Below are 24771 nucleotides of genomic sequence, written 5' to 3' on the forward strand. Positions count from 1 at the left end.
AAGTTGACGAAGAGACCGGCCAGCTACAGGAAATACAGGGAATTCCAAGACGGCGACGTGGTCTGAAATATAGACGAAATATGTGTTGTGTGAAGACGGTCAAAATTCCGGTTTCAGGCCACGAAATGTATCAACGTCTTGGTAAGGACGAGACCCCGGGTTCAAATCCCGGCCTAGGCTTCTTCCGCTGGTTTCACTCCCGAGAATCGAGCGTCGAGGTCAAACGGATCAGATGCGAGCGGACGCTGGGTCGAGACGACAGCGGGACTGAATGGTGCGGCATCCGAGATCCGAAGCAGGAGCGCGCGCCGGATCGACTGGCCTAACGCAGCCTCTTTGGGGTTTCTGGCGATTTGCGGACGAGAAATCCAGCCTCGAAATCGGACTGTGCGTCGCCGAAAAGAGGTCACGGTTCAGACGCCGTCGTAGTATCTGTGAGATCCTAGTTATCAGTATTAATAACATCACCGAACGGTTAAATCCCGATTAGCGCCTTAGTACCGTATGGTTAGCGCGCACTCGTCCTGTGGGCCCCCAGGGCGTCTCCTCGACCTATCAGCGCAACTCAGCCGGGCCGCCACGACCGAGAGTGCAGTCGCCCGGACGACGGCGTTAGCGGAGGCGGTGTTCGATCAGCCGGAGGTGAGCGTCTGTGCGTACGATGCAGGCGACGACACAGTCACGGCGATCGGAGCAGCGGCCCCGGATGCGAGCCGAGGCGGCGGCACTCCAGCCCGGATCCCGGAATCGGTCGTCGAGCACCTCGCCCACCGCGGCGGTGACCGACCGGCCGACGAGACACCTGCAGCGACAGTCGACACCGAGCCGCAGGGATCCGCTGGGACTGCGATGCTCGTTCCTGTCGGTCGCAATCGGGTGTTACGGATCGGGGTGAGGGACCCGAGCGAGATCGACGAGGCGGCGACGAGCGCCGTCGAGGGAATCGCGGCGGTCCTCGAAACGGCGCTCGCTCGGGTCGACCGCGACCGATCGAGGCCCGGAGCCGGTGACGACCCTCCGATGCTGTCTGAGGAAGCCGAAGACTGCGCCGACGCTGACACGGCGGCGCTACGACGGTTGAACGAACTCGCGGCCGACGCTGCGGGGTGTGAAGAGACCATCGAGCAACTGCTGTCGCTCGGGTGCGACCACTTCGGTCTCGAGACGGGCATCCTCACACGCGTCGATGGAGACGAGTGCGTGGCCAGGACCGTCGTCGACGCGACGGAGACGCACGAGGCGGGCGCGGTGTCCGACCTCGGAGAGCCGATGTCCCAGGTGACGCTCGAGGTCGGGGAAACCGAGGCGGTGGCGGTCGCCGATGTCGCCGAGTCTACACGCCGAGACCACCCGGTGGCGGAGGGCGTGCGCGCCTACATCGCGGCACCCGTCGTCGTCGACGACGAGACGTACGGGACGGTGACCTTCTCGATGGGGAAACCGCGTGAGGATCCGTTCCGGCAGGCAGAACTGGAGTTTGTCAGGCTCCTGGCACAGTTGATCAGCACGGAGTTGCGCCTCCACCGCACCGAGCGGGTGGCCCGCGGGAATCGCGATCGGACGCACCAGATCATCGATATGCTTCCCCAACTGGTGTTCTCAAAGGACGAGTCCGGCGAGTTCCTGCTGGTGAACGAGGCCGTCGCCGACGCCTACGGGACGACGATCGACGACCTCGAGGGCTCGACAGACGCGGACTTCGCCGATTCGCCCGAAGAGGCTGAGCAGTTCCGTGCGGACGACCGCGCCGTGATCGAGTCTGGCGACCCGAAGCACATCCCCGAGGAACGGCTGACGACGGCCGACGGCGAGCGTCGAATCCTCGAGACGACGAAGATTCCGTACGAACCGATCGACGGGGACGGCTCGGCCGTGCTCGGCGTTTCGACCGACATTACCGAGTTCAAACAGCGCGAGCGAGAACTGGAACGGCAGTCGGCCGCGATGGAGGCGTCGATGGACGGGATCTCCATCCTCGATGCCGACGGCGAGTACGTCTATATGAACCGGGCACACGCTGCCGTCTTCGACTACGAGCCCGAGGAACTCATCGGCTGCTCGTGGCGGCGAATCTACCCCGAGGACGAGATCGAGCGGATCGAGCGGGACGTGTTCCCGGAACTCGAACGCGAGGGCGAGTGGCGCGGTGAGACAGTCGGGAAACTGAGCGACGGGCGCGCCGTCCAGCAGGAGATTACGCTGTCGCTCTTAGACGACGGCGGGCTGATCTGTACGAACCGCGACATCACCGATCGCAGACGGCGCGAAGAGGACCTCCGCACCCTCACAGAACGTCTCGATCTGGCCATCGAGGGGGCGGATCTGGGAGTCTGGGACTGGGACCTAGAGACCGACGAGGTCGCGTTCAACGAAGAGTGGGCGACGATGCTGGGCCTCTCGCTCGACGAGATCGAACCCACCCTCGAGACGTGGGAACAGCGAGTGCACCCGGCAGATATGGGATCGGTCGAGACAGCCCTCGAAGCGCACCTCACGGGGGAGACCGAGCGCTACGACTGCGAGCATCGGATGCGGACCGCCAGTGGCGACTGGAAGTGGATCCGTGACGTCGGTGAGGTCGTCGAGCGCGACGGAGACGGGAACCCGACGCGCGCCGTCGGCATCCACCTCGACATCTCCGAGCAGAGGGAATCCCGCCGCGCACTCGAAGAGGAGCGGGACATGTTCGCGCAGGGCCCCGCAGTGGTGTTCAAGTGGCGGAACGACGACGGGTGGCCCGTCGAGTACGTCTCCGACAACGTCACCAAAACGTTCGGCTACACGCCCGAGGACCTCCAGTCCGGGGAGGTCCCCTACGCAACCTTGATTCACGATCAGGACGCCGCTCGTGTCAGCGAGGAGGTCGCCAAGCACGGCCGCGAGGACGTCGAACGCTTCAGTCACGATCCCTACCGAATGGTGACCAAGAGCGGCGACGTGCGCTGGGTGCAGGACAACACCAAAGTCATCCGTGAGGACGGCGAGGTCACGTACTACCTCGGCTATCTCACCGACATCACCGAACGCAAGCGGCTCGAAGATTCGCTCCGAGAGAGCAAGGAGGCACACCGCGAGATCACGGCGATCGGATCGGATACCGACCGGGACTTCGGCGCGAAAGTCGAGGCGATTCTCGAACTCGGATGCGACCGCCTCGGGCTCCCGTACGGGTTCCTGAACCGGATCGACGACGACACCCAGCACGTCATCGAAGCGAGCGGGACCCATCCGACCCTCCAGGCGGGTGAATCCGCACCCCTCTCGAAGGCGTACTGCCGCCGAACGATCGAGTGCGACGAGGTGCTCAACGTCCAGGACGCGATCGACGAAGGCTGGGGCGACGATCCGGCGTACGAGGAGTTCGGACTCGGGTGCTACATCGGCGGCAAGATCATCGTCGAGGGCGAAGTGTACGGGACGCTCTGTTTCGGAGACGAGGCCAGTCGCGCGCACGCGTTCGACGAGACGGAGCGCGGGTTCGTCGAGTTGCTCGTCCAGTGGATCAGCTACGAACTCAGAAGTGACACCGTGAAACAGAAGCTCCGCCAACTCAACGAGACGGCGCAGCGGTTGATGACGAACACGGACGCAGCGGAGTTGGCGTCGATCGGGACCGAGAGCGCGACGTCGGTACTGGAGATGCCGATGACGTGCATCTGGCGGTACGACGAGCAGGCGGACGCGCTCGTTCCGGGAGCGATGACTGAGGAAGTTGCCCGCGTGCTCGACGAGCAGCCGACGTTCGAGCCCGGTAACTCGCTCGCGTGGCAGGCGTTCGAGGACGGATCCACCCGGGCTTACGACGACGTACAGACTGTCGAGGGACGGTACAACGAGGAGACGCCGGTGCGGTCGGAGATCATCGTGCCACTGGGCGAGCACGGAGTGCTCATCAGCGGATCGACCCAGCAACACGCGTTCACCGATACCGATCGGAGCCTCCTCGAGGTACTCGCCGCGACCGTCGAGGAGGCGCTGAACCGGGCGAAGCGCGAGCAGGACCTGCGCGAGACGCGCGAGCGCCTGGAGCAGTCGAACCAGGAACTCGAACAGTTCGCCTACGCGGCGTCACACGACCTGCAGGAACCGCTTCGGACGGTGTCGAGTTACCTCACACTGCTCGAACGACGGTACGGCGAGTCCCTCGATGACGAGGCGATGGAGTTCGTCGAAATCGCCGTCGACGGGGCCGATCGGATGCGCGAGATGATACAGGCACTGCTCGAGTACTCCCGGGTCGAGAGGCGCGGCGGCGCGTTCGAACCGATCGAGATGAGCGACGTTTTCCAGCAGGTGACCCAGAACCTGGAAGTGACGATCGACGAGCGCGAGGCGACCGTGGTGTCTCCCGACTCGGCGGGAACCGTCGTTGGCGACGAGAGCCAACTGGTCCAGTTGTTTCAGAACCTCGTTGAGAACGGGATCAAGTACAGCGAGACCGACCCGCGCGTCGAGATCTCGATGCAGCACCGGGACGGCATCGTCGAGTATGCGATCGCGGACGAGGGGATCGGGATGGACCCCGAGCAGTCCGACGGGATCTTCGAGGTGTTCCAGCGGTTGCACACTCGTGCGGAGTTCGATGGCACCGGCATCGGGCTCTCGATCTGTCGGAAGATCGTTGACCGCCACGAGGGCGATATCCGTGTCGAGTCCACGCCGGGCGTCGGATCGACGTTCGTCGTCACGGTACCCGCGGACGGTGAGACCCGTGTCTGAGGGCGTGCAACAGGACGCCGTCCCGACGGTCCTCGTCGTCGAGGACAATCCCGCCGACGTCCGACTCGTCGAGGAGGGGATCGCGGCGGCCGACACGGACCTGGAACTGCGCGTGTACAACAACGGCAATCGGGCAGTCGAGTGGATCACGAGCGACACGCCGCAGAGACATCAGCCGAACCTGGTACTCTTAGATCTGAACATTCCGGGGAAATCCGGCCTCGAAGTGCTACGGGCAGTGCGCGAGGAGTCCGAGTTCAGTCGCGTGCCCGTCGCGGTGGTATCAAGTTCGAAGAATCCCGACGACGCCCGGCGCGTCTACGACCAGTCGGCGGACGCGTACGTCACGAAACCCGCCGACCCCGACCAGTACATCCAGATGATCGGTACCGCCGTTCGCTTCTGGATCCCGACAGCGGACACGCAACCCAACGATGAGTGAGGCACACCCAGACCGAATGCTGCTCGTAGAGGACAACCCGGCGGACGCCCGCCTGATCAGTGAATATCTGAAGGAAGGGGTGTCACCGAACGGCGGTACCGCACCCACCATTCGTCACGTCGAACGGCTCGCCGAAGCCATCGAGGTTCGAGACGCCGGTGTCGACGTGATCCTGTTGGATCTCGGGTTGCCAGACACCACTGGCTTCGAGACGCTCGAAGCGATGCTCGCGGCGTCCGGTGACGAGCCGGTCGTGGTGCTCACGGGTCTCGACGACGAACGCGCCGGCGTCGAGGCGGTCGAGCGGGGAGCGCAGGACTACCTCGTCAAAGACGACCTCACGCCGAAGCTCCTGCGACGGACGCTCCGGTACGCGACGGAACGCGAGCGCCAGCAGCGGGAATTGGAACGGCGAAACGGAGAGCTCGCGCTGCTCAATCGGATCGTCAGACACGACATCAAAAACGACGTCGCGATCATCACCGGCTGGGGAGAGACGCTCCGGGGACACGTCGACCCGGCGGGCGAGACGCACCTCGACCGGATCCAGAGTGCGAGCGAGCACATCGTCGACATCGCGGACACGGTCGGGGACTTCCTTCGGATACGCGAGGGCGAAGCGGGTCCGAACCTTCGACCGATCGACCTCGCAGACGTCCTCCGGACCGAACTCGAAAAGGCGCGGTCTGCACACGGTGCGGCGAGCATCACGGTGACTGAAACCCTGCCCGACAGACTGGAGGTGTCCGCCGCGGAACTCCTCTCGTCGGTCTTCCGGAACCTCCTGAACAACGCTGTCGCACACAATGACAAGGCGACACCCAGAGTCGCCGTCGACGTGGAGGTGCGAGCGGAGACGGTTCGCGTTCGCGTGGCCGATAACGGCCCCGGTGTCCCAGACAGCCGGAAAGACGAGATATTCGGCCGCGGCGAGCTGGGACTGCAGAGTTCCGGGTCGGGGATCGGGCTCTATCTCGTCGATACGCTCGTCGAGATTTACGGGGGCGAGGTTACAGTAGCGGACAGAGAGCGACGCGAGTTCATCGACGGCCAGCCCGAAACCCTCTGCGCTTCGGAGCAGACTGCCGAGGACAGCCAGCAGGCGGCTCGCGGTCGTGAGCCTGCAGGAAGCATCTTCACCGTCACCCTCCAACGGGCATAACAGATGGCCTCGAACAGCGTCACCGCGATGAATCCCGCGCGTCGCGAGGGCCACCTTCCGCTGCCCGGCGGAGGACGGCCATACAGCACCTGTATGACTCCCAAGCGGAGCGCTGACAGATCGGCCGGACACAGGAGCCGGTCAGCCGGCCCGTGCGCGCAGCGCGTCGTGAGAGACGGATCCGTCGCGAAGCATCTCGGACCCGCTCGCGAACACGGACGAAAACCGGCGGGCGCCGAACGGCGACCGCACAGGAGCGAGTCGATACCACAGTCGCGTACGACGCCGAGAAGCAGGTCCGGTCCGGATCCCGTTGCGAAGGAAATGGCAAGAGAACATCAGGAAAAACAATCACGGCCAAACGGTTCATGTACCCTCAGCGCAAGGATTCAGTATGACTAACGCCAACTCATCATACGGGCAGCCGGGGCAGCTGCTCACACTATCAGCCGACCTCAGCCGGGCCGAGACGGTTGAGACCGCTGTCGCCCGCGCAATCGAGTTGGTGCAGGAGGTGTTCGACCAGCCGGCGGTGAGCATCGGCGAATTCGACCCGCACACCGAGACGCTTGCGACAGTCGATGCGGCCGCTCCGGCGTCGATGCCGAGTGAAAGGCCCGTGACTCGGCTCTCGGGATCGGTCGTCGAACGACTCCGTGAGCGTGGCGAGGAGCCGACGGCCGGAGAGATCCCTGAAGCGACGGTCGACGCCGACCCTCGAGGATCGGCGCAGGCCGAGGTTGTCGTCCCCGTCGGTCCCGACTGGATACTGTCGGTCCGCGTGGCGGATTCGAGTCGTTTCGACGACGCGGAGGTGGCCGCCGCCGAAGGGATCGCCGGGACGCTCGAAACGGCCCTTTCGCGGCTCGACCGACGACCCTCGGCGACTGTCGAGGGCGACGTCCGTAGCGCCGCGTTCGATCGGTCGGACGAACGGGCCGAGATGCGCGAACCGTGGGGTCAGGCCGCCGATGCGGCCGCCGCGCTACGCCGTCTGAACCGACTCACGGTCGACTCGAGCGAATTCGACGGGACCATCCAGCAGTTGCTGTCGCTCGGATGTGATCACTTCGGCCTCGAGACGGGCATCCTCTCGCACGTCGACGGGACCGACTACGAGATCGAAGCCGTCGTCGATGCGACCGGGACGCACGAGACGGGCACGGTGTACGACCTCAGAGAGACGATGTGCCAGGCGATGCTCGCGAGCGACGGCATCGAACCCATCGCGTTCGCCGACGTCGCAGACACCGAACACGAGAGCCACCCGGCGGCGGAGGGCGTGCGCGCCTACATCGCGGCACCCGTTATCGTCGACGACGAGACGTACGGGACGGTCAATTTCTCGATGGGACGTCCGCGTTCGGGTGCGTTCTGCCCGGAGGAGACGGAGTTCGTGAAACTCATCGCACAGTGGGTCGGGAGCGAGATCGAACGCCGCCGGCGGTTCGAGGAATTGGAGCGATACGAGACGATCCTCGAAGCGATCGGTGATCCGGTGTACGCACTCGATCCCGAGGGACGGTTTACCTACGTCAACGAGGCCGCGAGGCGCGAGTTCGGATACGGGACGGAGATCATCGGAGAACGGCCGTCGATCGGTATGAGCGAGTCGGACGTCAGACGGATTCGAGCACAGATCGAGGACTTGCTTGCCACGGACCAACGATCGATGACTGCGGAGTTCGAACTCGAAACGGCCGACGAATCACACACGGTCGTTGAGAACCGACTCGCGGTGATCGGGGACGAGGAGTTCCGCGGGACGGCCGGCGTCCTCCGGGACATCACCGCACGAAAGGAACGGCAGCGGCAACTGGAGTCGTTCCAGCAGGCGGTCGAGGAGGCCGCCGACGGGATCGCGATTCTCGAGGGTGACGAGTACACCTACGTCGATCAGTCCCACGTCGATCTGTACGGCTACGACGACAAGTCGCAGTTGCTCGGTAACACCTGGCGAATGCTGTACGACGAGAGGGAAGTCGAACGGCTGGAGGCAGAAGCGTTCCCGGCGCTCGAATCTGAGGGGCACTGGCGCGGGATGGTGACCGGCAGTCGACCGGACGGGTCGACGTTCCCCGCCGAACTCTCGTTGACGATCGTCGAGGACGGACGGCTCGTCTGTACCGTCCGCGATGAGACCGAGCGGCAGGCCCGTGAGCGCGAACTGGAGTTGAAAGAGCGGGCGATGAACGAGGCGACCGTCGGCATCCAGATCACCGATCCGAACCGCGAGGAGAATCCACTGATCTACGTCAACGACGGGTTCGAACGACTGACTGGCTACACCCGCCAGGAGGCGGTCGGTCGCAATCCGCGGTTCCTCCAGGGTCCGGAGACCGATCCCGAGAAGATAGCGCGGCTTCGAGCGGCGATTCGGAACGAAGAGCCCGTGTCGCTCGAACTCCAGAACTACCGGAAGGACGGCACCCCGTACTGGACGCGACTGTCTATCACACCAGTTACCGACGAAAACGGCGTCGTACAGCACTTCATCGGCATCCAGCAGGACGTCACAGAGCGCTGGGAGCGAGAACGCGAACTCGAATTGAAAGAGCGGGCGATGGACGAGGCCAACGTTGGGATCACGATCAGCGACCCGGAACAGCCGGACAATCCGCTGGTGTACGTCAACGACGGGTTCGTCGAGCAGACTGGCTACACGCGCGAGGAGGCAGTCGGGCGGAACTGTCGGTTCCTGCAAGCCGACGACAGAGACCAGCCGCCGCTCGACGACCTGCGGGCGGCGATTGCGGTCGAAGAGGCGACGACGGTCGAGTTGCGAAACTACCGCGCGGACGGCGAGCAGTTCTGGAACCACCTCTCCGTAACCCCGGTCTACGACGAGACGGGGACGCTCACGAACTACATCGGCATTCAGCAAGACGTGACGGAAGGAAAGCGCAGAGAGCAACGCCTGCGGGCGCTCCTCGGGACGACGCGGGAACTCCTCCAGATGGATACGATCGAAGCGGCGACCGCCGAAGCGGTCGAAACGATGGTAGCGGAGTTCGGATTCGAGCAGGCGACACTGTATGTCCGCGAGGGAGACGATCTCGTGCGAACGGCCTCGGCGGGAACGAGTACCGCCCGACCGCCCGAACGGATCGAGCGGGGACGGTCGCCGCTGTGGGAGGCGTTCGAAACCGGTGACCCGCGTCACCGCGACGACTATGCGTCGCTCGACGACGGCATCGATCGCGGAGACGTGTCCGCGAGCGCATACTTCCCTGTCGGTGAGCACGGCGCCGCGGTGGTGGGGGTCACAGATCCAGATCGGCTCGGACGCAGTGAGCGCCGACTGGTCGAGGTCCTGACTGGCAACCTCGCGGCCGTGCTCGATACCCTCGACCGCGAGGAGTTACTTCGGGAGAGCAAACGACGGTACCGCAGTCTCGCCGAGAACATTCCGAACGGGGCTGTCGCGACGTTCGACGCCGACCTCGAATACACGCTGGCAGCGGGTGAACTCCTCTCGACGTTCGGACTTGAACCCGAAGCGGTCGTCGGCAGAAGGGTCAGCGAGATATTCCCCGAGTTGGACGTAGCGGATGAACTCGTGGCGCAGTTCCGAGCGGCACTGGACGGCGAGCGCACGGACCGCCGGGTCGAACTCGCCGACCGGACCCTCCGAGTCCACGTCGTCCCGGTCGACCCCGAAGGCGGGGACGCAGCCGACACCTACGGACTCGTGCTGGCGCAGGACGTCACCGACGAGGCGCGCCGCGAGCGAGAACTGTTCGAAGAACGCGAGCGGTTTCGGCTGTTGACCGAGAGCGTCGACGAGTACGCCTTCCTCGTCGTCGACGAGGACGGCACGATCCAGACGTGGAACGAGAGCGCCGAGACGATGTTCGGCTACGACGCCGAGACGGCTGTCGGAATGTCGATGGCCCAACTCCACCCGGAGGCCGACCGGGACGCAGAACTCCCCAAGCGGTTACTCCAGCAGGCGCGCGTCGCCGGTGAGAGCGCCCACGAGGGGTGGCGCGTCCGGGCCGACGGCTCGCGGTTCTACGCGGATGTTCGGTACGCACCGCTCGAAGAGGCTGGCGGCGAGTTCCGCGGCTACGCGAAGATCGTCCGTGATATGACCGATCGACGACGTCAGCGGCGGCGGACTGAGCGGTTCGTCGAAGAGTCCGACGACGTGGTGGCCATCGTCGACACCGACGGGACGATTACCTACGCCAGTGGCTCCGCAAACCGCGTTCTCGGCCACGAACCGGACGACCTCATCGGCGAGAATCTCTTCGATTACATTCACCCGGACAGTCGAGAGAACGCGATGGAGACGTTCTTCGCCGGTATCGAAGAGCCGAGAACCGATCTCCAGACCGAATGTCGAATCAAATCGGGCGACGGCGAGTGGCGAAACATCCGAGGACAGTGCCGGAATATGCTGGACGACGACGCCATCGACGGGATGCTCCTGTATCTCCGGGACGTCACCGAGCGGAAAGAGCGCGCTCGCCGGTTCGAGAGCATCTTCAATCAGACGTTCCAGTTTACGGGGCTCTTGGAACCGGACGGTACGGTCCTCGAAGTCAATCGCGCCACGACCGAGTTCACCGGGGTCGAACGAGGAGCGATCGTCGGGGAGCCGCTCTCGGACGCCTCCTGGTGGGACGTCTCGCCGGAGGTCAAAGACAACATTCGGGACGCGGTCCGTCGGGCCGCGAACGGCGAGTTCGTCCGCTACGAGACGGAAGTGCGTGGGGCCTCGGGCCTCGCGACGATCGACTTCTCGCTGAAGCCCGTGACCGACGAGGACGGAGACATCTCGCTGATCGTGGCTGAGGGTCGCGACATCACGGCCCGCCAGCAACACAGGCGACACCTGGAGGTGATGCAGCGGGTGGTGCGTCACAATATGCGAAACGATCTGACGAAAGTGCGCGGCTGGACAGAGGTGATGTGCGAGGAACCGGACGCCGACAAGCGGGCCGAGTACCTCGAGACCGTCATCCGGATCCTCGACAAGTGGGAGGTGATGACCGAGAAGATGCAGGAGATCCGGCAGGTGCTTCGATCGCAGAACGAGACCTGGGATCGAACGGAGTCCAACGCACTGATCGAAGACGCCGTGGCGACGGTCCGCGAGAACTCCCCCGACGCGACGATCGTAACCGAACTCGCAGACGGTGGGGAGATACGACTGCCAGCGACGCTCTCGATCGCGGTGCAGGAACTGATCGAAAACGCGATCGAGGCCAAAAAGGACGCCACAGTCGAAGTCGGCCTCTCTCGTCCGGAAGATGGGTGGGTCGAGATCACCGTGAAGGACGACGGACCCGGATTGCCGGCGATGGAAGCGGACGTACTCGAGACCGGCGAGGAGACGCCGCTCAACCACGGGCAGGGGCTCGGCCTGTGGATGGTTCGAGTGATCGTCACGCAGATCGGCGGAGACGTGTCGATCGATTCGACGGCCGACGGGGCGACAGTGCGTCTCCGTCTGCCGACCGAATGGATGGTCGAACCCCGCAGGTAACCGGAGCGGACTCGGACGCTCCCGGCGTCGTCGTCGCGGACGGTGGGACGCCGCCGGGTGCCGGCGAGATCCGGCTCGGAGACGGTAACGGTTGAGGGGCGTGTTCGGGCGAACCGGACGACAGAGAGGGTGACTCGTCGACGGCCCCCTCGTGGCGCGCTCTCGGGAGGAACGCCGCGTGCGGTTCCGGGCTGGCCGCTCGTCGACCCGCTCGGCGGAGGGACTGACTCGAGAGCCCTGGCTCGCGAGCGAGGCGCAGTCAGTCGGACTGCTGGCAGTCCACGCAGAGGGCCCCGTCGACAGCGTCAGTCGGGATCACGGCCCCGCATCGCCGACACCGAAACCGACCGTGCGTGTACTCGGTGTGCGATTGGACCGAAGAGATGGCACTTTTCTTTGCCATAGGTATACATATGACTCTCCGTACAAAATACTTCTGGACATAGTAGAATATATTTGCGCTATCGTCGGGCAGGCGGCGACAACTCGGCGGCGGACGTGACTGAACGATCAGTTCCGATCGGGATTATCGGAAGTCTTCGACGAAGCGGGCCGGGAGCCGATCGAGGTGTTCGTCCGGCAGCGCGTCGACAACGGCCTGAGTGACCTCGACCATCGGCTTGCGCAGCAGGACGTACCCGGCGGAGATACCGAGTGCACCGAGGACGACGGTCCGGGCCGTCCCGTCGAGCACGTAGAGTGCGGGCAGAGCGAAGGCTCCCGCAGCGAGCAGGTCCTCGGGCGCGCCGTCGTAGCGGATCCACCGGCGCGGGCGGATCCACCGGCGGTGGTAGTGACTGTAGACGGCTCGATCGGACGTTCCGAGCCACGGTTTCAGCTCCAGTCCGCCGCCGAGGGCGTCCATCGCCGAGTGGAGGCCGGCAGCGACGAGGAACAGTGCGGCCGCGACTGTCGTCACAGTCGGAACGGCGACCGCGACCGCGACCGCGACGGCGGCGGCGACGCTGAAGTACACCGGGAAGTGCAGCGTGCGTCGGTGGCCGGCGTAGAGGTCGAAATCCGGGAACAGCCCGCCGAGCGCGGCGGCGGCGACCGGGAGCAGCGACGTCCCGGCCGCGCTCTCGGGGAACAGCACGCCGACGAGCACGGCGAGCGCGACTCCCGCGAGCGCGTGGGTAGTGGCCATCATCGGGGTACGATAGGCGAATCCGCCGTAAGACCGTTTCGTGTGTTGCGGTAACACGTCAAGTCTCCGGCGCGAGACGGAACAGTGGCCGAGTGGGGCCGCACCTTTTTGATCGAGGTCGCGTACGGCCCGTATGCGGCTCCCGTCGCGGTCGACGGCCGCGCGGCTCGCGGCGAGCGCGATGCGGATGAGCATCGCGCTCGTCCTGGGCGTCGGCGTGGCGACGCTGAACGTCAGCGTCGTCATCAACGCGGTCGTCGCGCTCGCAGTCACGTACCTCCCCGCGCTGCTCCGACGGGACTGGGATCTCCGGCTCTCACCGGGACTCACGCTCGTCATCACGACGGCCGTGCTCCTGCACAGCCTCGGAATGGTGGGGCTCTACGAGGGGCTCTGGTGGTACGATCACCTGACGCACACGCTCTCTGCGGGGATCGTCGCCGCCGTCGGTTATGCGACGACCCGGGCGATCGATCAGCACTCGGACGCGGTCTCGTTTCCGCCCCGCTTTCTCTCGGTGTTTCTGCTCCTGATGACGCTGGCGCTCGGGGTGTTCTGGGAGGTGCTCGAGTTCGTCGCCCGACTGGCGGCCGGCGCCGCGGGGATCGACGCCGTCCTCGTCCAGTACGGACTCGAAGACACGATTCTCGACTTAGTCTTCGACACGCTGGGCGCGCTGTTGGTTGCACTGTTCGGGACGCGACGCCTCTCAGGGCTGGTCGCAGTGATCAGCGCACGGCTGGCGTAGGCGGGGCGAGCGTCGCTGCGTCCCGATCCCAGGACCGAACCGGGTCGGCGGATCACCGCGGCGCGTGCCTGGGGGTGTGACCCGCGGCGGTTCACGCTTTTGTAGGGGGAGCGTGTTACGTTGGCATATGACGTTCATCATCGTCGGGTACGGCCGAGTGGGCGCGCGCACGGCCCGGATCCTCCACGAGGAGGGACGTGCGGTTGTCGTGGTCGAAAACGATCCGGACAAGGCCGAGCGCGCCCGCGAGGCGGGCTTCGAGGTCGTCGAGGGTGACGGCAGCAGCGAGTCGGTGCTGAAGCGCGCCGGCGTCGAGAACGCGGCTGCGCTCGGCGGACTGACCGGCGATCCGAACACCAACTTCGCCGCCTGTATGGTCGGCAAGCAGTTCGGCTGCCGGGTGGCGATGCGGATCAGCGAGGATTACCGGGAGGAGATCTACGAGCGCTACGAGGAGGACGTCGACGAGGTCATCTACCCCGAGCGCCTCGGCGCGGCGGGCGCGAAGACCGCGCTGCTCGGCGGGAGTTTCAACGCGCTCGGCGAACTGACCGAGGAACTCCGGCTCACGGCGGTGACGATCCCCGAAGATTCGCCGGTCGTCGGCAAGAAGGTCAACGAGATCGATCTCGGGAACTTCGGGCGGATCTACGCGCACGGTGGACGGCACGACGAACTGACTATTCCGCTCCCTGGAACCGTCGTCGAGGCGGGCGACCGGCTAGCGCTGGTAGCCGATGACGACGGCCTCGAACAGACCCGGGCAGCGCTCTTGGGCGAGTAAGAGTGCGACGTCGGCGCTGTCACTCACAGCATCGAGCGCCGACGTAGCCGCGCGCCGAGGGTCGCGTGCGTCGTCGCGGGGGGCGACGACGCCGGCGAACCGGGGTGCAACGTCCGCGTGCCGGGCGCGCGGGTGGGAGGATGGGAACGACGGCGGCGGTCGCGGTCTCGCGTCCCGCCGCTGGACCGGAGACGCCGTTCGTCCCGGTCGAGGCCGTCGGTGCGCGCCCGGACAAGTGATCGGTCCTGTCACACATAAAACCGCGTCAGACAGAGAGCATACCGTCGGCGGATGAACCCGGCTCTGTCAGGCGGTTCTGTCAACGAATCAATGTCGAACGGAGCGAAAAAAGTCGACTCGGCCGCGTTACTGTCGAAGCACGCCCTGGAGGTACGCGCCGAGGAACATCCCGGCGAGCGCCCACAGGATCGTGATGTTGCCGGTACCGAGGCTGGCGTAGGCCGCGCCGGGACAGATCCCCGAGAGCCCCCAGCCGACGCCGAAGATCGCCCCGCCGATCAGGACGTTCCGGTCGAACGGCTTCAATCGACGCTCGTAGGGATCGCCGGTCAGGGGTGCGCTGTCGCGGATCCGCGGCAGCACAGCGAAGGCGATCCCCGTGACGATCGCCGCCCCGAACATCACGAAGGGGAGTCCGAGGTCGTCGAACTGGAGGAAATCCAGCACGACCTCCGGCCGCGCCATATGGCTGAAGCCGAGGCCGAATCCGAAGATCAGGCCCCCGACGAGGATCAGCGGCAGAAACAGCGGGTGCCGGCCCCCGTCGCTCGCGAGTCGGGTGCGCTCCGGCTCGGACTCCGAGGCGCTCGCGTCGTCCGCTTCTCGGTCCGCTCCCGTCTCGCGGCTCACGGGTGGACCCCCAGCGCGGCGACGATCTGGGCAGTCGCGATGGCGACGACGATGAACGTCACCACGCCCACCAGCGACGTTTTCGAGGCCGATCCGACGCCGCAGACGCCGTGGCCCGACGTGCAGCCTTTCCCGACCCGGGTGCCGATGCCGACCAGGATGCCGCCCAGGAACAGCCGCCAGGGCTGTACCGACGTCGTCCAGAGCGTCACCCCCGCGACCTCGTAGAGACTCCCGGTCGATCCGGGCTGATACAGCGACGTCGTGACGAGCCCCGATTGGACCGTTGCGGCGAAGGCGAACGCCCCGAGAATGATTCCGAGCGTGAACACGAGTCGCCAGTCCCGCGAGCCGACGTACTGCTGGAACCGCGACTGCTCGGAAACGTACGACAGCGTCGATTCGAGGAACGTGCTCGCGCCGGCAGGGATGCCCGTTCCGACGTAGATGACGACCGCGCCCAGGCCGACGAGGAGCCCCCCGACGGCGTAGCGGCTGATCCCGTTCGGGAACAGCTCGGCGGCGATCTGCAGCGCCACTGGATCAGCGACCATACGCCGACTCAGTCACCCGCGAGCGATTCCTGGCTCGCCGCACAGTTGTTCGGGCCCAGTTCGAGCGAGAACGCTTCGTCGTCGTCGACGGCGTGCTGTCCGAGATTCGTGGCGATGATATCCTCGTAGTTTGCCGGGCGGGGCGGCATATCGGCGAGGATCAGGTCGACGAAGTCCTCTTCGTCCATCGAGAGCGCGTCCATCCGCGTCTTCAGTTCGCCGATCGTCGCCGTGTAGGTCCCGTCCTCGGCAGCCACCGCGGCGCCGCTGAAGTGCGCGCCACCGACGAGCGTGTCGTCGGGGAGTGTCAGCACGCGCTCCTGCAGCGACTCATAGAGCATCCGTGCGGCGTCGGGGGCACCCTCGTCGCCCTCCTCGAGGTCCGGCCGGGCGACGCTCTCGATGAAGAGGCCGTCGCCGGTCGCCAGCAGACTGTCGTCGAGCAGGTACGAGGTCATCCCGGTCGTGTGCCCGGGGGTGTAGACCGTTTCGACCTCGGCGTCGCCGACGGTGAAGACGTCGCCGTCCTCGGCGTTCGTCAACTCGTCGGCGTACGTGACGCCGCGATCGACGGACGCCGCGGGGATCACGCCCTCGACGCCCTCGTCGTCGAGGTCGCGGACGCCCGAGATGTGATCCGCGTGGACGTGGGTGTCGAGCGCGTAGACGAGGTCGGCTCCGAGATCGGCCGCATCGGCGAGGTAGCGATCCGTGAAGGCGCGAAGCGGATCGACGATCGCGGCCTCGCCGTCGCTGACGAGGAGGTAGCCCAGACAGCCCGACGAGGGGCGCTGGTACTGATAGAGCGTGCCCGCGCCGTCGTAGCGGGAGACCGTCTCACGTTCGTAGATGCTCGCCCAGCCGTTCATCCCGTCCTCGAGGTGGTCGACGTCGTACCCGCGTTCGACGAGGGTCCCTGCGACGTATTCGCTGGCGCCGCCCTTGGCACACAGGACCGTGACGTGTTCGTCGGCGGGGATCGAGTCAAGGACGTCGGCGTCGATGTCCTCGTCGAGGAATTCGAAGTACGGCACGTTGATCGAGGTGACGTTCTCGCCCTCGATGTGCCACTCCTCGTAGTCGGATTGCATTCTGGTGTCGAGGATCGTGACATCCTCGCCCGAGTCGATGCGGTCTTTCAGCGCTTCCGGGGTGACGGATTCGACGTCAGCGTCCGGCGTGGGAAAGTCCTCTGCGTTCATTATCGTGCACTCTCCAGTACCGGCTATACGCACAAAAACGTTTGGATAGTAGTTCTATTTCTCTACAATACTACCGACGGGGCGATGATCGGCGCCTCCTGCAGGCACCGACATCGAGGCACAATCACGATATCTTGCTAGTTTGTTCGTGCTCACGCGACCGGCACGCGAACAGTGGAGCTTACAGTAATTCACATCTAGTACAAGAACCGATACCCTTTTCACGCCGCCGGTAATATTGTGCGTTGGATCCAATACGTAACACGGATCAGAGAAACTATGAGTGTGAATTTCGACATCGCGGAGACGCTCGACGTGAAAGGTGCCTCGTGCCCAATGCCGGTGGTCAAGACGAAGTCAGCCATCGACGAGCTCGAAGAAGACGCCGTGCTGGAAGTCCTGGCGACCGATCCCGGGAGTATGAGCGACCTCGACGGGTGGGCGTCCGGGACCGACGGCGTGGAGATGCTCGACCAAGTCGAGGGCGACGACGTGTACAAGCACTACGTGCGCAAGACGGAGTGAACGATGGAGAAGATCGGAATCATCGTCGACAGCGACAGCCCGAAGAGCCTCGCGATGGCGATGAACCTGGGGCACACGGCGCTGGCGTCGGAGATGGAGGTGCTCGTCTACTTCACGTTCGACGGGCTCACACACCTCCTGGAGGGCGAGAAGGACGTCTCGGAGATTCAGGCGCTCCTCGACGAGGGGATGCCGAATCCCTACGACCTGCTCGACGCGTTCGTCGCCGAGGGCGGCGAGGCCGTCACCACGGTCGCCTGTACGACCACGCTGGATATGCTGGCGTGGGAGCAGGATGCCATCGACGACGACGTGACGACGAAGTTCGCCGGCGCGGCGACCTTCCTCGAAGCCGTCGACGACGCCGATCAGGTGTTCAGCTTCTAATATGAGCACAGACACACCCGACGCCGACGCGGAGTCAGCACCGGAGAGCGCCGAGGAGGCCCCGTCGCGTGCGGAGTTAGCCGCGCGCGTCGAGGAACTGGAATCGCAACTCGCGGCGGTCGACACAGACGATGGGGAGAAGAAGATGTCCATCGTCGCGACGAAGGGGACGCTCGACATGGCGTATCCGCCGCTCATCCTCGCCAGCACGGCCGCTGCGTTCGGCTACGACGTGACGGTCTTCCACACGTTCTGGGGGCTCGACATCCTCCACGAGGAGCGCTCGAAGGACCTCAAGCTCAGTTCGGTCGGCAACCCCAATATGCCGGTCCCGAACGTCGTCGGCGCGCTCCCGGGGATGGACCGCGTGACGACCTCGATGATGGAGAAGCGGATCGACGACAACGACACCGCGACCATCGAGGAACTCATCGAGACCTCGCTGGATATGGGCGTCGAGTTCCAGGCGTGTCAGATGACGATCGAACTGATGGACTACGACGAGGACAACTTCTACGACGGCGTCACCACCGGCGTCGGCGCGGCGACGGCCATCCAGGATATGGCCGACGCCGACATCCAGTTGCTCGTCTGAGTGCGGCTCACGCGTCGTGCCGCGGACGCCTGCCGATTTCGGTGATCGAACCACCACCCTTCTTGTGACCGGCAACGGAGCCACGCGTATGGAATCCTGGCGTGCGCTCTTCGACCGCGCGGCCGGAGCCGACACCGACGAGGCCGCGATCAGTGCGGCGCTCCGGGCGGTGCGCGCAGACGAGGGCGGCGGGAGTCCCGCTGGCGACGACACTGGCGAGACAGACGCGTCCGAGGCTGACGTCGACGGGACCGACGCGGCGTCCGGACCGTCGGTGCCGCCGCCGGGGGAGTCCTCGCCCGCTCGCGTCGTCGCCGACGCTGACGTCCTCGCCGCGGACCTCCTCGTCGGCGGCGACGCCCGCGCGGCCCTCGACGAACTCCGGTCGCACACCTGGACGACGCTCCTCGCGAGCGATCCGCTCTTGGACGATGCCGAGGCCGTCGTCGAGACCGTCGCGGACGACCGCCTGGCGGCTGACTGGCGGGAGCGCGTCGCGGCGTGGCGCGAGCCCGTGACGCAGCCGCCGGGCGATCACCCGGCGCTCGCGAGCGCCTACCGCGGCGGCGCGATGCACCTGCTGTCGTTCGACGATGGCCTCCTCTCGGCGACGGCGGGCGCGACGCTCGGCAGTCGGCTCTCGGTGAGCGCCCGCCACCCGCAGGCCTTCGCGAGCCTCTTCGACCCCGAGAGCCTCTATCAGGCGGTCGTCGGAGGGGCGTACCCCGGTCCCGACCGCGACCCGCGTGAGTGAGTGCGGCGGCCCGGGAATGCACCGCCGGCGCACCCCCTGCGATCGAAGCGGCAGGCGACCCGTGGGATCGAAGGGCGTTTCCGCACTGCAGACCCACAGGTGGACGATGGTGGACGAGATCACGCCCGCAGAGTTGCGCGCCCAGATGACGGACGGACCCGGCGCACCGGAGACCGACCCGTCGCTCTCGGTCGTCGACATCAGGGACCCCTCCTCGTACGCCGCCGGCCACATCGAGGGCGCGGTGAACGTCCCACCGGCCCGGCTGTCGACGGACGCACTCGACGCGTCGTGGGCCGACGCCGAGGAAGTCGTCGTGTCCTGCTACATCGGCAAGAGTTCAAAACAGGTCGCCGACGCGCTCGACCGCCACCTCGACGCCGACGTCGCGAGCCTCCGCGGCGGCTTCGAGGCCTGGGACGGCCCGACCGACGACGGCCGAAGCGCGGCTGACGGGCGAGACGCGAGTGAGGGGCCCGAAGCGCCGTTTTGACTGGCGGCGGGCGCGCACCACGATGAGACGGCAGCGGCGGTTCACCCGGTCTCAGGCCTGCCAGCGGAGCCCGCAGTTCTCACACACGCGGAGGCCACCGTCTTCGGCCTGGATGTCTTCGGAGCGGCATTTCGGACACTGATTGTCGCTGTCGGTTTCGAGTGCCATATCGCACCGGAGGCAAATTGTGACTAAAAAATGTGCGGGTCGTTCTCACGAGCGGGGAGCGAGCCGAACGTCGATTGTGGTCGCCCCTGAAGCGCACGGGGTCGCTGCCGGTCGGGAAAAAAGCGAGAACGAGCGTCTCGGGTTACTTGCCGCGTCGACGGTCCGCGCCGATGCTCGGGCGGGTGTGTTCTGCGCCCTTGCCGCGGTTCTGGAGGCCGCGGTTCGATCGGCCGGCGTTCGTCAGGCCGCGGAAAGCGCGACCCTTGTGGTCGTCGCTGCAGATCCAGTTGAGATCGTCGTCGCTCTGGATCGCGGGGTGTTCGGGATCGACGAGGATCACTTCGTGCCACTTCTGGGAGCCGTCTTCGCCGACCCAGTAGGACGCGAGCGTCCGGAGGTTCGGGTACTTGCGCGCGGCGCGCTCCTCGGCGATGCGCTGGATGCTCTTGCGGCGACCGATGCGGTTGACGCCCTGCCGCTTGCTGCGGCGGCCCGCCTTGAATCGCTGCTTGCGGGCGTTGCCCTTGCGGACGGAAACGCGCGCCACGACGATGCCCTGCTTGGCTTTGTAGCCGAGTTCGCGTGCCTTGTCGAGGCGCGTCGGTCGCTCGACGCGAACGATCGCGCCCTGATCGCGCCACTCTTGCTTTCGCTGCCACTGCAGCTCGGCGAGTTTGCCGTCGCCGGGCTGCTTCCACGCGTCCTTGATGTGTGAGTAGAAGCTTCGTGCCATAGGTTCACCACGGGCGCTTGCGATTCGGGCGACGTTCGACGCCGGCCCACATGTCGTCCCGATCCCTCGGGTGCCCACTGGCGTCCCGTTCGACCAGCGAGTTAGTGTCGCTACCGCCGTGGCGCTCTTAACGACTTCGAATGCGAATCAGGACGGCTCGCTGCTGGGAGTGCGGGAACGAACGGCTTTTGATGCCGGGTGTCGGAGGCGTACGTATGGCTACGGAAACGCAGAGCGGGCTCTCGGATCACATCCGGGGTATCACAGTCACCACGCTCGCCTGTCTCGCGGGCGTCGCCGCCGCCGTGGCGTCGGGAAGCATCGTCGGGACCGATGCTGCCGCGGCGACGAGTCGGCAGACGCTGATGATCGTCGCAGGGCTCGTCGTCCTCCAGTTTCCCGTCCTGCGCGTCGTCGGGATCGACGTCTCCGACTTCGGCGCGAAAGACTACCTCTACGTGGCGTTCATGACGTTCGCGCTGTGGTTCATCACCTTCGGGATCATCCTGACGGAAGGCGTCGCCCTGTAACCGATGGCGGACGACAGCATCGCGGTCGTCGATCTCGACCGGTGTCAACCCGATCGCTGCAACTACGAGTGCGCGAACTACTGCCCGCCGAACCGCACGGGTCAAGAGTGTATCACCACTCGCGAGGAGTACTACGAATCGGACGAACCGTTCGACGGTGAGCCCGAGCAGATCCGGATCTCCGAGGAGATCTGCCTCGGCGAGAGCTGCGGGATCTGCGTCGAGAAGTGCCCCTTCGACGCGATCGAGATCATCAATCTCCCGACCGAACTCGAAGAGGAGCCGGTACACCGCTACGGCGAGAACACCTTCGCGCTCTACGGCCTCCCGGTGCCGGAGTCGGGGAAGGTCACCGGCATCCTCGGCCCGAACGGGATCGGGAAGACGACCGCCGTCCGCGCACTCGCCGGCGAGATGATCCCCAATCTGGGTGCACACGAGGCGGAACCCTCCTGGGAGGCCGCGCTCGACCGCTTCCGCGGCACCGAACTGCAGACGTACATCGAGCGCGTCCAGGCGGACGACGTCACGATCGCACGGAAGCCGCAGTACGTCGACCAGATTCCGAGTCAGTTCGACGGCACCACCATCGAGCTGCTCGAATCGACCGATGAGCGCGGCGCGCTCGACGACTACATCGACCGACTCGGTATCCGTCCGGTCGTCGATCAGCCGCTCGATACGCTCTCGGGCGGGGAACTCCAGCGGGTCGCGCTCGCGGCCACGCTCGCTCGCGACCGCGACTTCTACTTCCTCGACGAGATCTCGCCGTACCTGGATATCGGCCAGCGCGTCACCGCCGCGCGGCTGATCCGCGAACTCGCCGAGGAGGAAGACCGCGCGGTGCTGGCGGTCGAACACGACCTCGCGATCTTGGATCTCCTGGCCGACACGCTGCACGTCGCCTACGGTGAACCCGGCGCGTTCGGTGTCATCACCGACCCCAAGTCGGTCAGAAACGGCATCAACGAGTACCTCACGGGGTATCTCTCGAACGAGAATATGCGGATCCGACCGGGGGAGATCGAGTTCCACGAGCACGCGCCGCGGGAGACCTCGAAGTCGACGCCGCTGATCGAGTACCCCGACATCCGGAAGTCCTACGGGGAGGGCGAGTTCTCCTTAGAGGTCGACGCCGGAACGATCTACGAGTCAGAGGTGCTGGGCGTCGTCGGTCCCAACGGGATCGGGAAGTCGACGCTCGCGAAGCTGTTCACGGGTGCGCTCGAACCCGACGCGGGCGACCTGGACTTCCGGCTCGACATCGCGTACAAGCCGCAGTACATCGAGATCGACCAGCCGATGCGCGTCGACGCGTTCCTCTCGTCGATCACGGACGACTTCGGGACCTCCTACTGGAAGACCGAGATCGCGAATCCCCTGCAACTCGACCGGATCATGGAGCGGAACCTCAATGACCTCTCCGGCGGGGAGCGCCAGCGCGTCGCCATCGCGGCGTGTCTCTCCGAGGACGCCGACCTCTACGTGATGGACGAGCCGTCGGCGCACCTCGACGTCGAGCAGCGCGTGCAGGCGACGACGGCAATCCGTCGATATGCAGAGAACAACGACGAGACGGTGCTGGTGATCGACCACGACATCTACATGATCGACCTGCTCGCCGATCGGCTGATGGTGTTCGACGGCGAGCCCTCCGAGTTCGGTCACGCCACGAAGCCACAGGAGATGCGCGACGGAATGAACGACTTCCTCGCGGATCTGGACATCACGTTCCGTCGCGACGAGCGGACCCAGCGCCCGCGGATCAACAAACCGGGGTCACAGCTGGACCGGAAGCAGAAGAAGCAGGGCGAGTACTACTACGCGCCCTGAGCGTCGCGACGTGTCGATCCGAAACGAAAAAAGCGGCCGGCTTACGCCGCGCGGCGTTCTTTCGACTTGGGTCGAAGGTTCTTGTACCCGCACTTGCGACACTGCTCAGCGCGCTGGGGGTTGCGGGCGTTACAGCGCATACAGATCTGCTTCTCGAGCATCCGTTTGACGGCGGCCTCGTTCTTGGGCATACGCCTCGCTACCGGACGGGGCAGTATAACGCTTGCGAGACACGAGACCGCCTGCGGCGCGGCGGCGTGGTCGGTTCAGACGACGCGGATCGAAGAACGGGTCCGTCAGTCGCGGTCGGCGCGTCAGACGCCGGCCGGCTGCGCGGCCTGCTGCAGCGCGGACTCGATGTCGTCGCGTCCGGTGAAGCCGACGAAGCGGTCGACGATCTCGCCCTCGCGCTCGACGACAACGGTCGGGAGCGAGCGGACCTGATACTGGTTTGCGAGGTCCTGCTCCTCGTCGACGTCGATCTTTTCGAAGTCGACGTCGCCGTACTCCGATTCGAGCGCTTCGAGAATCGGATCCTGTTTTTTACACGGGCCGCACCAGTCGGCGTAGAAGTCGAGTACTCGGACGGTCATCGTTGCGTAGCGACGTAGCGCGGGGGGTCGCATAAGCGTTTCCACAGGCTCAAATCCGCCCGGAACCGCAGCGGACCATCGGGGGAGCCGCACCGCACGGCGCGGGCGGGAATCCGACGCGCTGTCCGATCCGAAACGTTTAGGCGGGTGAGCGGTCAGGTTGAGGTATGAGCAGCGGCCAGAACAGTGGCGGCCTGATGTCGAGTGCAGGGCTCGTCCGCTACTTCGACGCCGAGGACCGCAACGCGATCCGGATCGACCCGAAGACCGTCTTCGCCTTCGGGTTCTTCTTCGGCGTCGGGGTGCTCGTCCTGAACGCCCTCGCAATCTGAGGGACGAGCCGCGTAGCGGCGGGATCGAACGGACGCTTTTTGTCGATCCGACGCCGAGTCACGGGTATGTTACGAGCGGGTGTCGTCGCCGTTCAGGGCGACGTCTCAGAACACGCGGACGCGATCCAGCGGGCCGGCGCGGCCCACGACGAGGCGGTCGAGGTGACAGAGATCAGACAGTCGGGATCCGTCGGCGAGTGCGACGTGCTGTTGTTGCCCGGTGGCGAGTCGACGGCGATCTCGCGGCTGCTCGCACGCGAGGGGATCGACGCGGAGATCGAGGCCCACGTCGAGGCCGGTAAGCCGGTGCTCGCGACCTGTGCGGGCCTCATCGTCGCCTCGCGTGACGCGAACGACGAGCGGGTCGACACGCTCGATCTCCTGGACGTGACGGTCGACCGCAACGCGTTCGGCCGTCAGGTCGACAGCTTCGAGGCCCCGCTGGACGTGACGGGCTTCGAGGAGCCGTTCCCCGCGGTGTTCATCCGCGCGCCCGTGATCGACGAGGTCGGCGACGGCGTCGAGGTGCTCGCCGCGTGGGAGGGCCGGCCGGTGGCCGTCCGCGACGGGCCGGTCGTCGGCACCGCGTTCCACCCCGAACTGACCGCTGACAGCCGGATCCACGACCTCGCATTCTTCGAAGAGCAGGCCGTCGAGGTCTGAGGCGGTCGCGAGACCGGAGAGAGATCACGGCGACCCGCGACGG

General features: G+C 65.7%; 23 protein-coding genes. 15 read left to right on the top strand and 8 right to left on the bottom strand.

The annotated features are described in order from the left end of the window. Positions 1-504: 504 nt before the first annotated feature. The 4 genes from BLU74_RS02940 (at position 505) to BLU74_RS02955 (ending at position 11817) form a co-directional block, all read left to right on the top strand. On the top strand, positions 505-4719 hold the full coding sequence (locus BLU74_RS02940; RefSeq protein WP_089764971.1) for a PAS domain S-box protein: 4215 nt from the start codon (positions 505-507) through the stop codon (positions 4717-4719). Continuing rightward, positions 4712-5161 (top strand): response regulator, encoded by a 450-nt coding sequence (locus tag BLU74_RS02945; protein WP_217635327.1) that lies wholly within the window; start codon positions 4712-4714, stop codon positions 5159-5161. Before BLU74_RS02940 ends, BLU74_RS02945 begins: the two co-directional genes overlap by 8 nt. Further along, positions 5154-6323 (top strand): hybrid sensor histidine kinase/response regulator, encoded by a 1170-nt coding sequence (locus BLU74_RS02950; RefSeq protein ID WP_089764974.1) that lies wholly within the window; start codon positions 5154-5156, stop codon positions 6321-6323. Before BLU74_RS02945 ends, BLU74_RS02950 begins: the two co-directional genes overlap by 8 nt. A gap of 394 nt (positions 6324-6717) precedes the next feature. After that, the gene (locus tag BLU74_RS02955) at positions 6718-11817 is read left to right on the top strand and encodes a PAS domain S-box protein (RefSeq protein WP_089764977.1); all 5100 of its coding nucleotides are present in this window, start codon (positions 6718-6720) and stop codon (positions 11815-11817) included. 259 nt (positions 11818-12076) lie between these two features. On the opposite strand, the gene BLU74_RS18775 is transcribed toward BLU74_RS02955, so the two are convergent. Next, a complete protein-coding gene (locus tag BLU74_RS18775) occupies positions 12077-12220 on the bottom strand; it encodes a hypothetical protein (RefSeq protein WP_175454548.1) in 144 nt (47 codons plus the stop codon). Positions 12221-12343: 123 nt separating this feature from the next. Then, positions 12344-12967 carry a metal-dependent hydrolase gene (locus BLU74_RS02960; protein WP_175454549.1) on the bottom strand — a complete coding sequence of 208 codons (624 nt, stop codon included), beginning with the start codon at positions 12965-12967 and terminating at the stop codon, positions 12344-12346. Positions 12968-13097: 130 nt separating this feature from the next. Between BLU74_RS02960 and BLU74_RS02965 the strand changes: the two genes are divergently transcribed. After that, the gene (locus BLU74_RS02965; protein WP_089764979.1) at positions 13098-13712 is read left to right on the top strand and encodes a DUF2238 domain-containing protein; all 615 of its coding nucleotides are present in this window, start codon (positions 13098-13100) and stop codon (positions 13710-13712) included. 127 nt (positions 13713-13839) lie between these two features. Next, the gene (locus BLU74_RS02970) at positions 13840-14496 is read left to right on the top strand and encodes a potassium channel family protein (protein WP_089764981.1); all 657 of its coding nucleotides are present in this window, start codon (positions 13840-13842) and stop codon (positions 14494-14496) included. Positions 14497-14862: 366 nt separating this feature from the next. Here BLU74_RS02970 and BLU74_RS02975 read toward each other — a convergent pair whose 3' ends face one another. The 3 genes from BLU74_RS02975 to BLU74_RS02985 form a co-directional block, all read right to left on the bottom strand. Beyond that, positions 14863-15264, bottom strand: a complete 402-nt coding sequence (locus BLU74_RS02975; RefSeq protein WP_089765276.1) for a DUF6691 family protein — start codon at positions 15262-15264, stop codon at positions 14863-14865. Between the two features lie 98 nt (positions 15265-15362). After that, positions 15363-15920, bottom strand: a complete 558-nt coding sequence (locus BLU74_RS02980; RefSeq protein ID WP_089764983.1) for a YeeE/YedE family protein — start codon at positions 15918-15920, stop codon at positions 15363-15365. An 8-nt stretch (positions 15921-15928) separates the two neighbouring features. Continuing rightward, positions 15929-17122 (bottom strand): MBL fold metallo-hydrolase, encoded by a 1194-nt coding sequence (locus BLU74_RS02985; protein ID WP_089764985.1) that lies wholly within the window; start codon positions 17120-17122, stop codon positions 15929-15931. A gap of 279 nt (positions 17123-17401) precedes the next feature. Here BLU74_RS02985 and BLU74_RS02990 point away from each other — a divergent pair, with 279 nt between their 5' ends. The 5 genes from BLU74_RS02990 (at position 17402) to BLU74_RS03010 (ending at position 19876) form a co-directional block, all read left to right on the top strand. Beyond that, positions 17402-17647, top strand: a complete 246-nt coding sequence (locus tag BLU74_RS02990) for a sulfurtransferase TusA family protein (RefSeq protein ID WP_089764987.1) — start codon at positions 17402-17404, stop codon at positions 17645-17647. Between the two features lie 3 nt (positions 17648-17650). Then, the gene (locus BLU74_RS02995) at positions 17651-18034 is read left to right on the top strand and encodes a DsrE family protein (protein ID WP_089764990.1); all 384 of its coding nucleotides are present in this window, start codon (positions 17651-17653) and stop codon (positions 18032-18034) included. A gap of 1 nt (position 18035) precedes the next feature. Then, positions 18036-18629 carry a DsrE/DsrF/DrsH-like family protein gene (locus BLU74_RS03000; RefSeq protein WP_089764993.1) on the top strand — a complete coding sequence of 198 codons (594 nt, stop codon included), beginning with the start codon at positions 18036-18038 and terminating at the stop codon, positions 18627-18629. A gap of 88 nt (positions 18630-18717) precedes the next feature. Next, positions 18718-19383, top strand: coding sequence for a DUF7384 family protein (locus tag BLU74_RS03005; protein ID WP_245705709.1), 666 nt, complete (start codon positions 18718-18720; stop codon positions 19381-19383). Between the two features lie 106 nt (positions 19384-19489). After that, positions 19490-19876: a rhodanese-like domain-containing protein gene (locus BLU74_RS03010; RefSeq protein ID WP_089764996.1), complete on the top strand. Its 387-nt coding sequence runs from the start codon at positions 19490-19492 to the stop codon at positions 19874-19876. A 310-nt stretch (positions 19877-20186) separates the two neighbouring features. Here BLU74_RS03010 and BLU74_RS03015 read toward each other — a convergent pair whose 3' ends face one another. Beyond that, positions 20187-20777, bottom strand: a complete 591-nt coding sequence (locus BLU74_RS03015) for a 50S ribosomal protein L15e (protein ID WP_089764998.1) — start codon at positions 20775-20777, stop codon at positions 20187-20189. A 215-nt stretch (positions 20778-20992) separates the two neighbouring features. On the opposite strand from BLU74_RS03015, the gene BLU74_RS03020 reads away from it, so the two are divergent. Both BLU74_RS03020 and BLU74_RS03025 read left to right on the top strand, forming a co-directional pair. Then, a complete protein-coding gene (locus tag BLU74_RS03020; RefSeq protein WP_089765001.1) occupies positions 20993-21307 on the top strand; it encodes an EMC6-like membrane protein in 315 nt (104 codons plus the stop codon). Between the two features lie 3 nt (positions 21308-21310). Beyond that, positions 21311-23140, top strand: a complete 1830-nt coding sequence (locus BLU74_RS03025; RefSeq protein ID WP_089765003.1) for a ribosome biogenesis/translation initiation ATPase RLI — start codon at positions 21311-21313, stop codon at positions 23138-23140. A 41-nt stretch (positions 23141-23181) separates the two neighbouring features. Here BLU74_RS03025 and BLU74_RS03030 read toward each other — a convergent pair whose 3' ends face one another. Further along, entirely contained in the window at positions 23182-23331 is a 150-nt protein-coding gene (locus BLU74_RS03030; protein WP_089765006.1) for a 50S ribosomal protein L40e, read from the bottom strand. A 123-nt stretch (positions 23332-23454) separates the two neighbouring features. After that, positions 23455-23733 carry a thioredoxin gene (gene trxA / locus BLU74_RS03035; RefSeq protein WP_089765008.1) on the bottom strand — a complete coding sequence of 93 codons (279 nt, stop codon included), beginning with the start codon at positions 23731-23733 and terminating at the stop codon, positions 23455-23457. 167 nt (positions 23734-23900) lie between these two features. Here trxA and BLU74_RS03040 point away from each other — a divergent pair, with 167 nt between their 5' ends. Together BLU74_RS03040 and pdxT are read left to right on the top strand one after the other, a co-directional pair. Beyond that, positions 23901-24065, top strand: coding sequence for a preprotein translocase subunit Sec61beta (locus BLU74_RS03040; RefSeq protein WP_089765010.1), 165 nt, complete (start codon positions 23901-23903; stop codon positions 24063-24065). A 66-nt stretch (positions 24066-24131) separates the two neighbouring features. After that, on the top strand, positions 24132-24728 hold the full coding sequence (gene pdxT, locus BLU74_RS03045) for a pyridoxal 5'-phosphate synthase glutaminase subunit PdxT (protein WP_089765013.1): 597 nt from the start codon (positions 24132-24134) through the stop codon (positions 24726-24728). Positions 24729-24771 lie beyond the last annotated feature (43 nt).

This window comes from Halobellus clavatus (assembly GCF_900107195.1).
In the GTDB taxonomy this organism is placed as follows: Archaea; Halobacteriota; Halobacteria; order Halobacteriales; family Haloferacaceae; genus Haloquadratum; species Haloquadratum clavatum.

Excerpts from the sequence above, each read along its gene's own strand:
- BLU74_RS02940 (WP_089764971.1), top strand. The coding sequence starts at position 505 with ATGGTTAGCGCGCACTCGTCCTGTGGGCCCCCAGGGCGTCTCCTCGAC.
- BLU74_RS02950 (WP_089764974.1), top strand. The coding sequence starts at position 5,154 with ATGAGTGAGGCACACCCAGACCGAATGCTGCTCGTAGAGGACAACCCG.
- BLU74_RS02955 (WP_089764977.1), top strand. The coding sequence starts at position 6,718 with ATGACTAACGCCAACTCATCATACGGGCAGCCGGGGCAGCTGCTCACA.
- BLU74_RS18775 (WP_175454548.1), bottom strand. The coding sequence starts at position 12,220 with ATGGCAAAGAAAAGTGCCATCTCTTCGGTCCAATCGCACACCGAGTAC.
- BLU74_RS02960 (WP_175454549.1), bottom strand. The coding sequence starts at position 12,967 with ATGATGGCCACTACCCACGCGCTCGCGGGAGTCGCGCTCGCCGTGCTC.
- BLU74_RS02965 (WP_089764979.1), top strand. The coding sequence starts at position 13,098 with ATGCGGCTCCCGTCGCGGTCGACGGCCGCGCGGCTCGCGGCGAGCGCG.
- BLU74_RS02970 (WP_089764981.1), top strand. The coding sequence starts at position 13,840 with ATGACGTTCATCATCGTCGGGTACGGCCGAGTGGGCGCGCGCACGGCC.
- BLU74_RS02980 (WP_089764983.1), bottom strand. The coding sequence starts at position 15,920 with ATGGTCGCTGATCCAGTGGCGCTGCAGATCGCCGCCGAGCTGTTCCCG.
- BLU74_RS02985 (WP_089764985.1), bottom strand. The coding sequence starts at position 17,122 with ATGAACGCAGAGGACTTTCCCACGCCGGACGCTGACGTCGAATCCGTC.
- BLU74_RS02990 (WP_089764987.1), top strand. The coding sequence starts at position 17,402 with ATGAGTGTGAATTTCGACATCGCGGAGACGCTCGACGTGAAAGGTGCC.
- BLU74_RS02995 (WP_089764990.1), top strand. The coding sequence starts at position 17,651 with ATGGAGAAGATCGGAATCATCGTCGACAGCGACAGCCCGAAGAGCCTC.
- BLU74_RS03000 (WP_089764993.1), top strand. The coding sequence starts at position 18,036 with ATGAGCACAGACACACCCGACGCCGACGCGGAGTCAGCACCGGAGAGC.
- BLU74_RS03005 (WP_245705709.1), top strand. The coding sequence starts at position 18,718 with ATGGAATCCTGGCGTGCGCTCTTCGACCGCGCGGCCGGAGCCGACACC.
- BLU74_RS03010 (WP_089764996.1), top strand. The coding sequence starts at position 19,490 with ATGGTGGACGAGATCACGCCCGCAGAGTTGCGCGCCCAGATGACGGAC.
- BLU74_RS03015 (WP_089764998.1), bottom strand. The coding sequence starts at position 20,777 with ATGGCACGAAGCTTCTACTCACACATCAAGGACGCGTGGAAGCAGCCC.
- BLU74_RS03020 (WP_089765001.1), top strand. The coding sequence starts at position 20,993 with ATGGCTACGGAAACGCAGAGCGGGCTCTCGGATCACATCCGGGGTATC.
- BLU74_RS03025 (WP_089765003.1), top strand. The coding sequence starts at position 21,311 with ATGGCGGACGACAGCATCGCGGTCGTCGATCTCGACCGGTGTCAACCC.
- BLU74_RS03030 (WP_089765006.1), bottom strand. The coding sequence starts at position 23,331 with ATGCCCAAGAACGAGGCCGCCGTCAAACGGATGCTCGAGAAGCAGATC.
- trxA (WP_089765008.1), bottom strand. The coding sequence starts at position 23,733 with ATGACCGTCCGAGTACTCGACTTCTACGCCGACTGGTGCGGCCCGTGT.
- BLU74_RS03040 (WP_089765010.1), top strand. The coding sequence starts at position 23,901 with ATGAGCAGCGGCCAGAACAGTGGCGGCCTGATGTCGAGTGCAGGGCTC.
- pdxT (WP_089765013.1), top strand. The coding sequence starts at position 24,132 with ATGTTACGAGCGGGTGTCGTCGCCGTTCAGGGCGACGTCTCAGAACAC.